Genomic DNA, 14770 nt, shown 5'->3' with positions numbered 1-14770 from the left:
ACGCGCAGAATGATCGATTGATCCTTCTCAGTTCCGCAAGGCCGCAAGCAATTCGTCAGGCCGCTCTGCCATGATCATATGCCCGGCGCCCGGCACCATGACGGTCTTTGCATGCGGGATGGCGGCTGCAAGAGCCTTGCCCGCCTTCGCCGGGGTCATTATGTCCCGTTCGCCGAGAATTAATGTCGTCGGCACCTTCACGCTCGCTGCGGCGGTCAGCGCATTCGCGTAGGCATTGCAGGCCGACAGATCCCTGAACAGCACGCCGGGCTCGCAAGACTTCAGCACCGCCTGCGCCCCGCCATGCATCCACAGGCCCGGCGCGAGGCTGCCGCCAAGCTCGGCGTTGAAGCCGAGGCCCCAGATCGAGACCATGTCGTTGGCATCCTGCGAGTTGGCCTCGGCGGCCTTCAGCAGATCCGGGCCGACCGTCATGGTCGCGGCGGTGCCGATCAGGCTCAGCGCGGAAACCTTGTCGGGGTGACGCGCCGCCGTCTCCAGCGAGATCAGCGATCCCATGGAATGGCCGATCAGATGCGCCTTCGCGGCGCCTGCCGCATCGAGCAGTGCCGCGGTCCAGTCGGCCATCTCGGCGATGCTGCCGAGCGAAGGTCCGCTGGAGCGGCCGTGAGCGGGAAGATCCGGCGCCAGCACGCCAAAACCGTGATGGGCGAACCAGCGCGTATGCAGCGCCCAGGTCGAATGGTCGAAGCCGGCGCCGTGGAGGAAGACGACCGCGGGCAGGGACTTGTCGAAGTCGCGGCCGCCGGTTGCGACGAACACATCAGCGCCGTTGACGGAGAGCTTCATGGTGTCAGACCTTCTGCGAGATGCGCAGCGCCTGCGCGAGATCGTCGATGATGTCGCTGGCGGCCTCAATGCCGACCGACAGCCGCACCAGCTCCTCGCCGATGCCGGCCGCCTTGAGCTGCTCGGCATCCATCTGCTGATGCGTGGTCGAGGCGGGATGAATGACCAGCGTCTTGGCATCGCCGACATTGGCGAGATGACTGATCATGCGCAGCGATTCGATGAACTTGCGGCCCGCAGGGCGGCCGCCCTTGATGCCGAAGGAGATGATCGAGCCGGCGCCGCGCGGCAGGAGCTGCTTGGCGAGCTGATAGTCCGTGTGCGTCTCCAGCGAGGGATGCAGCACCCAGTCGACGGCCTTGTTGGACTTCAGGGCTTCCAGCACGAGATGCGTGTTCTGCATGTGGCGGTCCATGCGCACGCCGAGTGTTTCGACGCCCTGCAACAGCTGGAACGCGTTGGTCGGCGACAGGCAGGCGCCGAAATCGCGCAAGCCCTCGGTCCGCGCGCGCATGATGAAGGCGGCAGTGCCGAACTGCTCGTCGAAGACGATGCCGTGATAGCCGCCATAGGGCTCGGTCAGCACGCCGAACTTGCCCGAAGCGCGCCAGTCGAAGCGGCCGCCGTCAATGATCGCGCCGCCGATCGCGATGCCGTGGCCGCCGATCCATTTGGTCGCCGAATGCATGACGATGTCCGCGCCCAGCTCGATCGGGCGGCTGAGATAGGGCGTGGCAAAGGTGTTGTCGATCAGCAGTGGAATCTTTGCGTCATGTGCGATCTGAGCGACCTTGGGAATGTCGAGCACTTCCAGCCCGGGATTGCCGATGGTCTCGCCGATCACGAGCTTGGTGTTCGGCTTGATCGCCGCGCGGAACGCATCGAGATCGCGCGGCTTCACGAAAGTGGTGGTGATGCCGAAGCGCGGCAGCGTGTGCGCCAGCAGGTTGATGGTGCCGCCATAGAGCGAGCTCGACGCCACGATGTGGTCGCTGGCATTGAGCAGCGTCGCGATGGCCAGATGCAGCGCGGCCATGCCGCTCGCGGTGCAGATCGCTCCGACGCCGCCCTCCAGCGCCGCGAGCCGCTCCTCCAGCACGCCGGTGGTCGGGTTGGAGATGCGCGTATAGATGTGGCCGGCGCGCTCCAGATTGAACAGTGCGGCGGCGTGATCGGAATCCTGGAACACGTACGACGTGGTCTGGTAGATCGGCACCGCGCGGGCCCCGGTCACGGGATCCGGATGCTGGCCCGCATGCAGGCTCAGGGTCTCGAAGGCGGGCGGTTTCGGCGCGGGCATGCGGGGGCCTCGTTGTCGGTCGGCGGAGGAGGCGTTGTGCCATAAAAATGCACACGAAGTTAGCCCATTGATGGCCGCGATGACGGTGCGCTCCCTCTCCCGCTTGCGGGGGAGGGCTGGGGAGGGGGTGTCTCCGCGTCGGGATTGTTGCTGATTGCGGAGAATGTCCCTGCGTGGCGAGAGCCCTCACCCGCCGCGCTTCGCGCGTCGGCCTCTCCCGCAGGCGGGAGAGACGAAGAACTAGCACCGTCCGCGCCTAACCCCCGATCGCTTGCTCGATACTCCGCGCCTCCCGTAACAAGATCTCCGCGACCTCCTGCTCGCGGCGGGGGCCGAGCCTCGTTCGCACCGCGGAGACGGTGATGGCTGCAGCCGGTCGCCCGTCCGGGGTCTTGATCCAGGTCGAGATCGATTTCGTGCCCTGCACGAGGCCGATCTCCCTCAGGCCATATCCCAGCCGTCGCGCGGCGGTGACCTCGCCGAGGACCGTCGCCATATCGGTCTTGTAAGCCTCGAACCGCTTCTCGTTCGCTGCGACGATCTTTCGCGCCTCCGGCGCCGGCATCGCCGCGAGGATGGCGACGCCGGCACTGGAGACGCCGAGCGGGCGGCGCGCGCCGATCTCGATCGACAGCACCTGGATCGGATAGATTCCGATCCTGCGATCGACGCACAGCGTGTCGTTGCCGGTGCGCACCGTCAGGAACATCGTGTCGCCGATTTCGGTGGAGGCACGTTGCAGCGATGGATTGGCAGCGATCAGCAGCCGCGACGGCCGTGGCCGTGCCAGCGCCAGCTCCGGCACCTGGTTGCCGATCGCGTAGCGGCCGGTCCGCTCGTGCCGCTCGACGATGCCTTCCTCGATCAGCACGTGGACGATGCGGTGCACGGTCGGACGGGTGAGGCCGGTCGCCCGGATCACTTCGGCCAATGGCACACCGTCCTCGCGGCCTGCGGCAAGAATGCGCAGCACTGCGAGCGCGCGCCGGATCGCCTGCGCGCCCTGTCGGGGTGATGTCGCGTTGCTGGCGATTTTCGTCTTGTCCATAATATGGACAAGAACGCCACAATTCACTCGACAGGACAAGCGCGCGTCTGGAGATTGCGCCCCGGTCGATCTGCCGCGCGCATCGCCGCACTCGACGTGAATTTGGAAGCGCTGCCGGGAGGTTAACATGAGATTAATCTGGATTGCCATAGCTGCCGCCACCGCGATGCTGGCAGGGCCCGCGTCGGGCCAGCAATGGCCGGCCCGCAGCGTCAAGCTGATCGTGCCTTATCCGGCCGGCGGCAATGTCGACAGCGCCGCGCGCATCGTCGCCGACAAGCTGCAGGAAAAGCTCGGCCAGCCCTTCATCATCGAGAACAAGGCCGGCGCCGGCGGCATGATCGCGGGCGAAGCCTTCGCGAAGTCCGCGCCCGACGGCTACACGCTGTTCGTCGGTGCCAACGGTCCGGTGCTGTTCGCAACCGAGATCAACAAGCGTGAAGCCTATAACTGGAAAAAGGACTTCATGCCGATCTCGACCATCTCGATGACGCCGCTGGTGCTCGAGGTGCATCCGTCGGTGCAGGCGACGACGCTGAAGGAATTCCTCGATCTCGCCAAGCGCGAGCCCGGCAAGCTGACGATGGCCTCGCCCGGCCCCGGCACCACCAACCATCTGCTCAGCGAGCTGATGCAGTCGAACCTCGAGCTGCAATGGGTCACCGCGCATTACCGCGGCAACGCGCCGGCGATCAACGATCTGCTCGGCGGCCAGGTGCAGTTCGCATTCGACCAGCTCACGGTCAGCCTCCAGCACATCAAGGCCGGCCTGTTCCGCGCGCTCGCCGTGACCAGCCCGCATCGGCTGAAGTCGCTGCCCGACGTGCCGACCTTCGCCGAGCTCGGCTACAAGGATTTTGACGGCCAGACCTTCACCGGCCTGTTCGCGCCTGCCGGCACGCCGGCGCCGATCATGGACAAGCTGCACGAGACGCTGGTTGCGATCCTGAAGGATCCTGCCGTGGTCGACAAATTCGAAAAGCTCGGCGGCGAAGCCACGCCGATGACGCCGGACGAGTTCAAGGCCTACCTCGAGCGCGAGGACGCCAAGTGGATTCCGGTGGTGCGCAAGGCCAACATCAGGGCGGATTGATCGATGCGGATCGATCCGACCGAACTCGGCGCCGAGCGCATCTACCGCCTGATGACCGGCATCGTGGTGCCGCGTCCGATCGCCTGGGTCACCAGCCTGTCGAGCAAGGGCGTGCTCAACCTCGCGCCGTTCAGCGCCTTCACCTTCGTCTCGCAGAAGCCGCCGATGCTGGCCATCAGCGTCGGCCGCAAGGGCGCCGACTACAAGGACACCGCGCACAACATCCTCGATACCGAGGAATACGTCATCCACATCGCCGATACCCCGCTGATGTTGGCGGTGCACGACTCATCGGTCGAGCATCCGCCTGAAATCAGCGAGGTCGAGCATCTTGGCCTGGAGACCATTCCGAGCGAGCGTATCAAGGTGCCGCGGCTCGCCGCCGCGCCTGTGGCGATGGAATGCCGCTTCCGGCAGTGCCTCGAATTCGGCGAGGCCAAGAGCCGGCTGATCGTCGGCGAGGTCGTGATGTTCCATCTGCGCGACGGCCTCGTGAACGACGGCAAGGTCGAGACCAAGGCGCTCGACCCGATCGCGCGCATCGGCGGTCCCCGTTACGCCCGCCTCGGCGAGATCGTGACGCTGAACACCGTATTTCAGACGCCCAAATCGAAAGACTGAGCGCGCCGCCCGCCGCGCTGCCCGACACAAATTGGAGAACGACCATGCGACTGGTAAGCTATCTCGTGGACGGAGAGCCGCGCTACGGCGCGGCCGTCGCTGAGGGTGTGATCGATCTGACCAGGCGGATCGGCCGCGACTTCTCCGACGTCAAGGCGCTGATCGCGGCCAACGCGCTGTCCGACGCGCAGGAAGCCATCGCGGGCGCGAAGCCGGACTATGCGCTCGACGATCTCGTCCTGCTGCCGCCGGTGCTGGCGCCGGAAAAGCTCTGGTGCATCGGTGTCAACTACGCCGAGCGCAATGCCGAGTACAAGGACAATTCGGACCTGCCCAAATATCCGAGCCTGTTCGTGCGCAGCATGTCGTCGATGACAGGCTCCGGCCAGCCGCTCGAGAAGCCCAAGGTTTCGGAGCAGCTCGACTATGAGGGCGAGCTCGTCATCGTGATCGGGCAGGGCGGCCGTCACATTCCGCGCGAAAAAGCTTGGTCGCACATCTTCGGCATGACGTTGTGCAACGAGGGCACCATTCGCGACTGGCTGCGTCACGGCAAGTTCAACGTCACGCAAGGCAAGAATTTCGATCGCTCCGGCAGCATTGGTCCGTGGGTCGTCACGTCGGACGAGCTCGACCCGCGCGGCCCGCACGACATCGTCACGCGCGTCAACGGCGAGGTGCGGCAGCAGGACACGACCGAGCGGCTGATGTTCCCGTTCGATTATCTGATCTCCTATCTCTCGACCTTCGCGACGCTGAAGCCCGGCGACATGATCGTCACGGGCACGCCGACGGGGGCGGGCGTTCGCTTCGATCCGCCGCGCTGGCTGAAGGTCGGCGACGTCGTCGAGGTCGAGTCGAGCCGCGTCGGCGTGCTCCGGAACACCGTGGCCGCGGAGCAATAGATCATGCTGGATGCCGCCACGATCGAGCGCCTCGCCGCGCGCCTGGATGAAGCCGAGCGCACCAAGTCGCTGATTCCGATGTTCACGAAGGAATATCCCGATTTCAGCATCGAGGATGCCTACGCCGTTCAGCGCGCTTGGACCAAGCTGCAGCTTGGCCGCGGCCGTGTCATCAAGGGCCACAAGATCGGCCTGACCTCGAAGGCGATGCAGAATGCGGTCGGCATCAACGAGCCCGATTACGGCGTGCTGTTCGCCGACATGTTCTATGCCGACGCCACGCCTGTTCCGTTCGATCGATTCCACGCGCCGCGGATCGAGGTCGAGCTCGCCTTCGTGCTGAGGGCGCCGCTGCAAGGGCCCGATTGCACCATCTTCGACGTGCTCAACGCCACCGATTACGTGACGCCGGCGCTGGAGATTCTGGAAACGCGCATGCACCGCGTCGACCCCGAGACCGGCAAGACGCGAAAAGTGATGGACACGATCTCGGACAATGCGGCCAATGCCGCGCTGGTGCTCGGCGGCCGGCCGTTTCGTCCCCTCGATGCGGATTTGCGCTGGATCGGCGCGCTCTTGTTCCGCAACGGCGAGGTCGAGGAGACCGGGCTCGCGGCCGGCGTGCTCAATCACCCCGCCAACGGCATCGCCTGGCTCGCCAACCGCCTCGCGCCGCATGACGAGCATCTGAAGGCCGGCGAAGTCGTGCTGGCGGGCTCGTTCACGCGCCCCGTGGACATCCGCCGCGGCGACACGTTCCATGCCGACTATGGCGCCTTCGGCTCGGTGTCGTGCCAGTTCGTCTGAATCAATAACAAAGAGGGAGCGCACCATGAGTGGTCACACGCGGCGCAAGAGCATCCATATCGGCGGCTTCAAGCACGTCAATCCGATTCCGAACGCCTGCCGCATCGGCAATCTCGTGATGTCGGGCGTCATCCTCGGCCGCGATAACGCCGGCGTCATGCCGGAGAGTCTCGATGCGCAATGCGCCAACATGTTCGCGCACATGAAGGCGACGGTGGAAGCCGCCGGCGGCACCACCGACGACATCATCAAGATGACGGTATGGCTGAAGGACCGCACGCAGCGCGGCCCGGTCAATGTCGAATGGCTGAAGATGTTTCCGGACGAGCATTCGCGCCCGGCGCGCCATGCGCTGCCGATGGACAATATGGACGGCGGCGCGCTGGTGCAGTGCGACTTCACTGCCGTGATCGACTGAAGGAGTTCTAGCGCATGCCGACCTATCTGCCGTTCGATCCCAATCCGCGCCGCCCGGTCAAGGCGCCGCCGCCGAAGACGGTCGACAGCCAGTTTCACGTGCTGGGTCCGATCGACAAATATCCGGAGCGCCCCGGCGCGGCCTACCGCATGCCGACCGCGACCTGGGAGGCCGCGCTGCGCGTCCACAAGGCGCTCGGCATCGAGCGCGGCATCATCGTGCAGACCACGACCTATGGCGCCGACCATGCCGTCGTGCTTGACGGCCTCGCCGCGATGGGCCCGAACTATCGCGGCTGCGCCAACGCACTGGTATTCGCGGAGGCGAACGACGCCTATCTCGCCAAGCTGCATGACGCCGGCGTGCGCGGCGCGCGCTTCAGCTTCCGCCAGGAGCTCGGCGCCGTGCTCTCGGATGCCGATTTTGCCCGCGCCATCGCCCGCATTCGTGAGCTCGGCTGGTACGTCAAGATCCAGCCGGAGAAGGACGGCATCATATCGAGCGTCGCCAAGTACGAGAATCTCGACGTCCCCGTGCTGATCGATCACATGGCGCGCCCCGATCCCGAGGCCGGTAGGAACGATCCGAATTTGCGCAAGATGCTCGAGCTGCTGGCCAAGGGCAATTTCTGGGTGATGCTGTCGCTCGGCGAGAAGACCTCGAAGGCCGGCGCGCCCTATGACGACGTGATCCCGATCGCGCGCGCCTATATCGAGGCCGCCGTCGACCGCTGCGTCTGGGCCAGCGACTGGCCGCACCCGGTCTCCGTCAAGCAGCCGCCCAACGACGCCGATCTGCTCGAGCTGATGTATCGGTACGCGCCGGACCAGGCGGAGCTCGAAAAGATTCTCGTCCACAATCCGGCCAAGCTGTTCGGTTTTCCGGACTAGCCGGAGCATTCACGGTCGGGGGGCCGCATGTTGATCGTCTCGGCACGTAGGCTGCGTCGTCCGGTCTGGCAGGCCGCGCTTGCTTGCATCGCGAGCGTTGCCGCCACCGCAACCGCATCGGCCGGCGCCGACACTATCCCGCCCGTGACCGCATGCGATCGGCTCCACCAGGAGTCCGGTCCGACGATGCGCGTCAGCGAGGCGCAATCACGTCCAGCGGCCGGCGGCCTCGCCGCGCATTGCGAGGTGATCGCTTATCTCGACGAGCGAACCGGCGCCGACGGCCAGAAGTTTGCGATCGGCCTGCATCTCCGATTGCCGGACGCATGGAACGGCCGCTTCGTGTTCCAGGGGCAGGGCGGCACCGACGGTTTTCTCGGCAGCGGCGATGCACAGCCCGGCGGCGGACAGCCGAGTGCGCTCAATCAGGGCTACGCGACGGTTACGACCGACGCCGGACACAGCAACGCGCCGGGCCCTCTCGGCGGCGCCAGCTTCGGCCTCGATCCGCAGGCGCGGATCGATTTCGGCTACCGCGCCGACGATGTCGTGACACGGCGGGCGAAGCACTTCATCCAGGCTTACTACGGCCGCTTGCCAAAATACTCCTATTTCCTGGGCTGCTCCAATGGCGGACGGCACGGCATGGCGATCACGCAGCGCTTCCCCGACCATTTCGATGGCGTGGCGGCCGGTGCGCCGGCGTTTCGAATGCCCGAGAAGGGGCTCTCGGGCGCCGCCGTGACGCAAGCCTTTGCGGCGATCGCACCGAAGGCGCCGGACGGCCGCCCCATCCTGGCGCAGGCCTTGTCCCAGGCCGATATGGACTTGCTCTCCAAGGCCATCGTTCAGTCCTGCGATGCAGCCGACGGGCTTGCCGACGGCATCATCGACAATGTGCCGGCCTGTCGTTTTTCGCCGCGCACGCTGCAGTGTTCCGCCGAGAAGACCGCGAGCTGTCTCTCCGCCGCGCAGGTCACAGCGGTCGAGAACTATTTCGAGGGACCGACCACGGCACAGGGCCGCCGGATCTATGCGCCCTATCCCTATGATTACGGCATCGCCACGGAGGGATGGCGGCGCTGGATTCTCGGCAACGCACCCGACAGCCGCGTCAACGCCTTCAACGTCTCCTTTGGCGCGACGCTGGCCTATCTCTATATGACCCCGCCCCACGCGCCCTTGGCGAGCGAAGCGGACGCCGTCTACGATTTCTATCGCTCCGTGGATGTGACGGAAGCCCACGCGAAAATCTTCGGCACGAGCGCGGCGATGCCGGAAAGCTCCGTGCAGACGATCTCGGCGAACGCGGTCGATCTCTCGGGTTTCCGTGCGCGGCGCGGCAAGCTGCTGCTCTATCACGGCGTCAGCGATCCCACGTTCTCCGCGCTGGATACGCTCGATTGGTACAAGCGCCTCACGAATGCGGTGGGCGGAGAAAAAGAAACGGCCGACTTCGCCCGCCTCTTTCTCGTGCCCGGCATGAACCATTGTTCGGGAGGGCCTGCCACCGACAGCTTCGACGTGCTGACCCCGCTGGTGAACTGGGTCGAGCAGGGCCGCGCGCCTGAGCGCATCCAAGCTCGTGCGGGTGCGAAGACGCCCTGGCCGGAGCGCAGCCGGCCGCTGTGCCCCTATCCGCGCCAGGCGCGCTATCTCGGCCAAGGCAGCATCGAGCAGGCCGAGAACTTCACCTGCGCCGTCCCTTAAGCCGCCGCGACGCTCGCGGCGCGCAGGGCTCACGCCGCCGGCTGCTTTGCCAGCCCGTCCCGCACCTCGGCCGCGATCTCGAACGAGCGCAGCCGCGCGGTGTGGTCGTAGATCTGCCCGGTGGTGATCAGCTCGTCCGCGCCGGTATCAGTGATCAACGCCTTCAGCTTCGCCTCAATCACATCGGGTGAGCCGACCGCGGAGCAGGACAGCGACTGGCCGACCATGGCCTTTTCCGCCGGCGACCACAGCGCGTCCATGTCGTCCACCGGCGGCGGCAGCGGCCCCGGCGTGCCGCGGCGCAAGTTGATGAATGCCTGCTGCAGCGAGGAGAACATCCGCTGCGCCTCGGCGTCGCTATCGGCCGCGAACAAATTGACGCCGATCATCGCATAGGGCTTGTCGAGCTGCGCCGATGGCTCGAAGCGCGCGCGATATTCGCGCAGCGCCGGCATCATCATCTGCGGCGCGAAATGCGAGGCGAAGGCGAACGGCAGGCCCAGCATCGCGGCGAGCTGCGCGCCAAAGGTGCTCGATCCCAAAATCCAGAGCGGCACCCTGGTCCCCATGCCGGGCACGGCGCGGATCGCCTGGTTCGGTTGCACGTCGCCGAGCAGCGCCTGCAGCTCCAGCACGTCATGCGGAAAGTTCTCGGAGCTGGTGGCGAGGTCGCGCCGCAGCGCCCGCGCGGTGAACTGGTCGGTGCCGGGCGCGCGCCCGAGCCCGAGATCGATCCGCCCGGGATAGAGCGATTCCAGCGTGCCGAACTGCTCGGCAATAACCAGCGGCGAATGGTTCGGCAGCATGATCCCGCCGGAGCCGACGCGGATCGTCTTCGTTCCGCCCGCGATATGCCCGATCACCACCGACGTCGCCGCGCTCGCGATGCCCGTCATGTTGTGATGCTCGGCCAGCCAGAACCGCTTGAAGCCCCAGCCTTCCGCGTGCCGGGCGAGATCCAGCGAGTTGCGGAACGCCTGCGCGGCGTCGCCGCCCTGACAAATCGGCGCGAGGTCGAGCACGGAGAAGGGGATCATGGGGAGGGTACCGGCGAGAAGGAGCTGTGCCACCACATGTAGTGTCCGTGCGCAGGAAGGGTAGAGCACTTGCGAACCCATCATCCTTCGCCGCCGAACGAGCCAGATGAGTTTCGCTCCGCTTGACCCATGCTACGAAGCTGTTCGAGCGGCCGCGCACCCGTTCACAACACTGTTATTGCGACCCGTTGCGCCCTGCGTCGTAACTGGGCGTTTCAGGCCTGGTGTTGTATCGTTGAAGCAGCAATTGCCCGGTAGTCGCGTGTCCCGGACGCGGTGCAGCGTGAAACGCTGCTCCGCAGAGCCGGAACCCGTCAGGCTAGGCCCCGGCTCTGCAGCGCATCACTGCGTGCTGCACCGCGTCCGGGGCACGAGAAATCATCGTACGGCGCGCCATCGCGCCGACCGCCCGGAGGAACTGACATGACCACGGTCGTATTCAACCGCCGCAATCTTCTCGCCGCCGGCGGCGCCGTTCTGGCAACCGGCGTGTCCGGCCTCCTGCTGCCGGCCCGTGCGGCAGGCCTCGCACCGACCGAAACGATGTCGGGTGGTGCGAACAACTACCGCAAGGGCGCGGCGATCGTGGATCGCATCGGCAAGGGCGGGTTCTGGATGAGCGGCACCGTGCGCCGCGCCGGCGACGGCGCGCCGCTCGCCGGGCAGCGCATCCAGATCTGGGCGCATACGGTCGAAGGCCAGGAGCACGAGCCGCAGAGCCACGGCGCCACGCTCACCGACAAGGACGGCAAGTTCCGGCTCGAGATGCCGCAGATCATTCCGATCTTCGGCCAGCCGCATGGACACCTCGCTTATGACAGCGGCGAGTTCAAAACGGTTTTCCTGCGGCCGGTGATGCGGAGCGCCAAGGAAACCAGCCTCGAAGCGCATTTCGTCCTGCAGCCGGCCTGATCGGGCCAGCGAATGACGGGGTGGAGATTGGCCCGGGCGATCCTGATCTGGGTTGCCCTCGCCCTGGCCATCGGCGTTCCGATCGCAGCTGCTGCGACGAGCGAGCAGCTCGCATGGCGTGGACCGGTTTATATCCTCGCAGGATTCGCCGGGATTATCGCGCTCGGTCTCGTGCTGGTTCAGCCGCTGCTGATCGGCGGATATCTGGCGCCGCTGTCGGCCTATCGCGGGCGGCGTGCCCATCACTGGATCGGCGGCACGCTCGCCTTCGCGGTGGTGATCCACGTTGCCGGCCTCTGGATCACCAGCCCGCCCGACATGATCGACGCTCTCACCTTCTCATCGCCGACGCCTTTCTCCCCCTTCGGCGTGGTCGCCATGTGGGCCATCTTCATTGTTGCGCTGCTGGCGTCCCTGCGCCGGCGGTTGGAGCTGCGACCGCGAACCTGGCGCATCATTCATATTCCGCTGGCGATCGTCATCGTCGCGGGCAGCGTGGTCCATTGCCTCCTGATCGAGGGAACGATGGAGACGATCTCGAAGGTCGTGCTGTGCGTGTTGGTCCTTGCGGTGACTGTGAAAGTCATGATCGACCTGCAGGTTTGGCGAAAGCGACGGACGCTGCGCGGGGAGAGTGGCGCGCGGTCCGCGGCCGAGGGCCCCGGATTACTCTAACGCTCTATTCGGCTACGGCGCTCTGCTTGCCGCTGATGGCGACGGGGCGTATCCTTGCGCAATGGCTGTCAGTGCTCCCGATCTGGAAGCGTTCCTGCTCGCGACGCCGTTCTTCGGCGGTCTTCCGGAGCCAGGTCTCGACCTCCTGATGTCCATGCTGGTCGAGCGCAGCTTCGACGCCGGCGCAACCGTCGTGGCGGAAGGCGAGCCGGGGCGCTCGATGTTCATCGTCAAATCCGGCCGGCTCGCGGTGAGCAAGCGGGCGAATGCGGGCAGCGTCATCCCGATTTCGGTACTGGAGCGCGGCGACTTCTTCGGTGAGATGACGCTGATCGAAATGCAAAACCGCTCGGCAACGGTGGTCGCGGAGGTGCCGACGGTGCTGTACGAGCTGACCGCCCAAAATCTCTACGCCTGCTACAAGGCCGACATCCGCGCCTATGTGATCGTACTGCAGAACATCAATCGCGAGCTGTGCCGGCGCTTGCGCCGGGCCGACGATCGGTTTGCCCGGCGTGCGGCGGGTAACGACAATTGACAGTGCGTAGGATGGGTATGCCCTGATACGGCTACAGCAACGCCATCGCGTGCAGTGAGTTTCTATGAAAGCCGAAGGCAACGATGCCGGAGAGAAGCAACGCAATCCCGGTCACGATCAGGCAGCACGCAAACACTATCGAAGCCTCTGGTTCATCATCCACGGCAAAACGATAATAGATAAAACTTTACCGACAATCGAAAGGAAGAATTAACCTTACCTGCGCAGCCAAACCGGCCGGAGCCCGGTATCAGCGCGCAGGATGGGCGGAGCGCAGCGATCGTGCCTTGGCCCGAACAAACGGCTGCGCGGGCGGATGAGCGGTTCGCGGCACTGCGGATGAATGGCCGAAAATTGATGGTGCGCAGGGGACAGAGCCGTTGCGAAACCATCATGTTTTGCCGCTGAGATCGGCCTCGAGGACCTTGGCAGTCACGACTTGTCGTGCGCGTACTTCTCCAAGACCAGTCGATTATACTCGTCCCTGACGGCTCTGCGGGAAATATGTCCCTTCCGGTCCTTGGCGATTTTCAGAAGATCAGGGTCGGTCGGTGCCTTCGATTTCCGCCGAAATCTCGCAAAGAGAGGGGTCGTCGGCTCCGACATCCTTACAAACAGGCGGTCGAACCATCCCATTGTGTCCTCCCGGACAGGCTGCGAGCCAAAGATTATCACCATGAAGCGAGGGGTCAACGTGCAGTGCAACGGCATCTTATAAGCCGCCCGGTTCACCCCGAGCCGCCGCGCCCAATCGGACGCAGAGCCATCGGTTCTTGTGGCTCGCTTGATGCGATGCGAACCAACTGGCGCCATTGTTCCGAAGCATTCGGCAAATGAATTTGGTCTATGGCTGAGGCGCAGGAATTGGAAGGATGCTTGTTATCTTCCAACCGTCGCCCGTTTTCACCAGCACTTGATTCATCAGGAACCGTGTCGGCTGCGCAGCCTGCCCAGGCGGTGAAATCATAAAGGTCACCGGCACATAGAGTTGCGCCACCCCCGTCTGCAATTCGATGACCTTCAGTTCGTCCATTTTCGGGTCGAGGGACCAAGTGCCTTGATACAGGGTCTCAAAGCGCTTGATGGCTGCGGCGTGACCCCAGACAGGGGCGCCACGGGTGATCCACAAGAACTGAGCTGAATCTTGCAAAAGCTCACCAACCTCCTTGAGGTCATGAGCGTTTTGTGCGGCAACAAATCTTGCGAAAAGAGCCTTCACCTCGTCCTCGCTGCCCGCGCAAACCGCGTCAGCCGTAGTCAGGAGCAGGAATGAAGCGAAGAGAGCCAGATGGCTTCGTGCGCGGAAGGTCATGATCGTCCTCCCTCGATGTCGCGGCGAAGAACCGCTCGCGGTTATCCGTCGCAACAGAAAATTACCCCAACGATGGTCCAAATACCACGTGATCTAGGACGCCATGGCCGGTGGGTAGGAGTCCTGCATCGGGCCAAAACCCGATATTGACCGCAACGCTTCTGACCCGTCGGGCAAAACACCCCAAATCCCGTCAACCCCTTCCCGCAAATAGATTCCGCTTTACCGAAATTCGGAATTGCGGCATATTCCCGCCATCCCGGCCCGAGGAGAGGGGCGATCGTACGTCGCAACGAACGTGGGCCGGGGTGCGATGGACGCGGCTGCGTCGGGCACGGGAAGGCGGGACCAGGGCGGGTGAACCTCGTGAGGTCCTTCTCCGTGTGACGAACGAAGCAGTCGCGTACGGCTAAACCATGTGGTCCTGGCTGTCGTTGCTACAGCCAAGCTTTCGCGAAGATGCATCGGCCAACCGGACGCGGTGCATCGGTTTTCGCGAGGTGACGGAGGCCAGAAGGAATTCGGCTCCGGGGAGAGCAGGCATAGGCCGTCAACCCATCGCGCAGGGAAGGCCGGGTGTTTTCCGGCCCACCTGTTGTCCGCCTGCGCATTTGCGTGTGCAAATTCTTCGCGCAGCGGGTCATGGGTGCCAGCCGGCACCCGGTCTTCCCTGCGCCCTCTTCAAGGAAGAGGG

Annotated in this window: 15 protein-coding genes; 10 read left to right on the top strand and 5 right to left on the bottom strand. The window is 64.9% G+C overall.

Annotated features, from left to right (window positions below):
* Positions 1–27: 27 nt before the first annotated feature.
* From GGD61_RS15125 to GGD61_RS15115, 3 genes are all read right to left on the bottom strand, one after another.
* Positions 28–810, bottom strand: coding sequence for an alpha/beta fold hydrolase (locus GGD61_RS15125; protein WP_092254031.1), 783 nt, complete (start codon positions 808–810; stop codon positions 28–30).
* A 4-nt stretch (positions 811–814) separates the two neighbouring features.
* The gene (locus tag GGD61_RS15120) at positions 815–2110 is read right to left on the bottom strand and encodes an O-acetylhomoserine aminocarboxypropyltransferase (RefSeq protein WP_092254033.1); all 1296 of its coding nucleotides are present in this window, start codon (positions 2108–2110) and stop codon (positions 815–817) included.
* A gap of 256 nt (positions 2111–2366) precedes the next feature.
* Complete coding sequence (locus GGD61_RS15115; protein WP_177237012.1) at positions 2367–3158, bottom strand: IclR family transcriptional regulator; 792 nt, start codon at positions 3156–3158, stop codon at positions 2367–2369.
* Between the two features lie 127 nt (positions 3159–3285).
* On the opposite strand from GGD61_RS15115, the gene GGD61_RS15110 reads away from it, so the two are divergent.
* Genes GGD61_RS15110 through GGD61_RS15080 form a run of 7 tightly spaced genes read left to right on the top strand, consistent with a single transcriptional unit; the run spans position 3286 to position 9602 of the window.
* The gene (locus GGD61_RS15110; RefSeq protein WP_092254037.1) at positions 3286–4251 is read left to right on the top strand and encodes a tripartite tricarboxylate transporter substrate binding protein; all 966 of its coding nucleotides are present in this window, start codon (positions 3286–3288) and stop codon (positions 4249–4251) included.
* A gap of 3 nt (positions 4252–4254) precedes the next feature.
* Positions 4255–4872 carry a flavin reductase family protein gene (locus GGD61_RS15105; protein WP_092254039.1) on the top strand — a complete coding sequence of 206 codons (618 nt, stop codon included), beginning with the start codon at positions 4255–4257 and terminating at the stop codon, positions 4870–4872.
* Between the two features lie 44 nt (positions 4873–4916).
* Positions 4917–5777 (top strand): fumarylacetoacetate hydrolase family protein, encoded by an 861-nt coding sequence (locus GGD61_RS15100; protein WP_092254041.1) that lies wholly within the window; start codon positions 4917–4919, stop codon positions 5775–5777.
* Positions 5778–5780: 3 nt separating this feature from the next.
* Positions 5781–6584 carry a 2-oxo-hept-4-ene-1,7-dioate hydratase gene (gene hpaH, locus GGD61_RS15095; protein ID WP_092254043.1) on the top strand — a complete coding sequence of 268 codons (804 nt, stop codon included), beginning with the start codon at positions 5781–5783 and terminating at the stop codon, positions 6582–6584.
* Between the two features lie 25 nt (positions 6585–6609).
* A complete protein-coding gene (locus tag GGD61_RS15090) occupies positions 6610–7002 on the top strand; it encodes a RidA family protein (RefSeq protein ID WP_092254045.1) in 393 nt (130 codons plus the stop codon).
* 14 nt (positions 7003–7016) lie between these two features.
* Positions 7017–7892: an amidohydrolase gene (locus GGD61_RS15085; RefSeq protein ID WP_092254047.1), complete on the top strand. Its 876-nt coding sequence runs from the start codon at positions 7017–7019 to the stop codon at positions 7890–7892.
* 27 nt (positions 7893–7919) lie between these two features.
* On the top strand, positions 7920–9602 hold the full coding sequence (locus tag GGD61_RS15080; RefSeq protein WP_210311078.1) for a tannase/feruloyl esterase family alpha/beta hydrolase: 1683 nt from the start codon (positions 7920–7922) through the stop codon (positions 9600–9602).
* Between the two features lie 29 nt (positions 9603–9631).
* Here GGD61_RS15080 and GGD61_RS15075 read toward each other — a convergent pair whose 3' ends face one another.
* Entirely contained in the window at positions 9632–10639 is a 1008-nt protein-coding gene (locus tag GGD61_RS15075; RefSeq protein WP_183230871.1) for an LLM class flavin-dependent oxidoreductase, read from the bottom strand.
* A gap of 423 nt (positions 10640–11062) precedes the next feature.
* Here GGD61_RS15075 and GGD61_RS15070 point away from each other — a divergent pair, with 423 nt between their 5' ends.
* The 3 genes from GGD61_RS15070 to GGD61_RS15060 all read left to right on the top strand — a co-directional run bounded on the left by GGD61_RS15070 (position 11063) and on the right by GGD61_RS15060 (position 12764).
* Positions 11063–11551 carry a twin-arginine translocation pathway signal gene (locus tag GGD61_RS15070; RefSeq protein ID WP_018321247.1) on the top strand — a complete coding sequence of 163 codons (489 nt, stop codon included), beginning with the start codon at positions 11063–11065 and terminating at the stop codon, positions 11549–11551.
* Between the two features lie 12 nt (positions 11552–11563).
* Positions 11564–12226, top strand: coding sequence for a ferric reductase-like transmembrane domain-containing protein (locus GGD61_RS15065; RefSeq protein WP_092254049.1), 663 nt, complete (start codon positions 11564–11566; stop codon positions 12224–12226).
* Positions 12227–12287: 61 nt separating this feature from the next.
* On the top strand, positions 12288–12764 hold the full coding sequence (locus GGD61_RS15060) for a cyclic nucleotide-binding domain-containing protein (protein ID WP_092254051.1): 477 nt from the start codon (positions 12288–12290) through the stop codon (positions 12762–12764).
* Between the two features lie 844 nt (positions 12765–13608).
* Here GGD61_RS15060 and GGD61_RS15055 read toward each other — a convergent pair.
* Positions 13609–14076 (bottom strand): DUF4440 domain-containing protein, encoded by a 468-nt coding sequence (locus tag GGD61_RS15055; RefSeq protein ID WP_092254055.1) that lies wholly within the window; start codon positions 14074–14076, stop codon positions 13609–13611.
* Between the last annotated feature and the right edge of the window lie 694 nt (positions 14077–14770).

It is taken from the genome of Bradyrhizobium sp. SBR1B (assembly GCF_014198205.1).
GTDB lineage: Bacteria > Pseudomonadota > Alphaproteobacteria > Rhizobiales > Xanthobacteraceae > Bradyrhizobium.
This window is presented reverse-complemented; position numbering and strand designations above follow the sequence as displayed.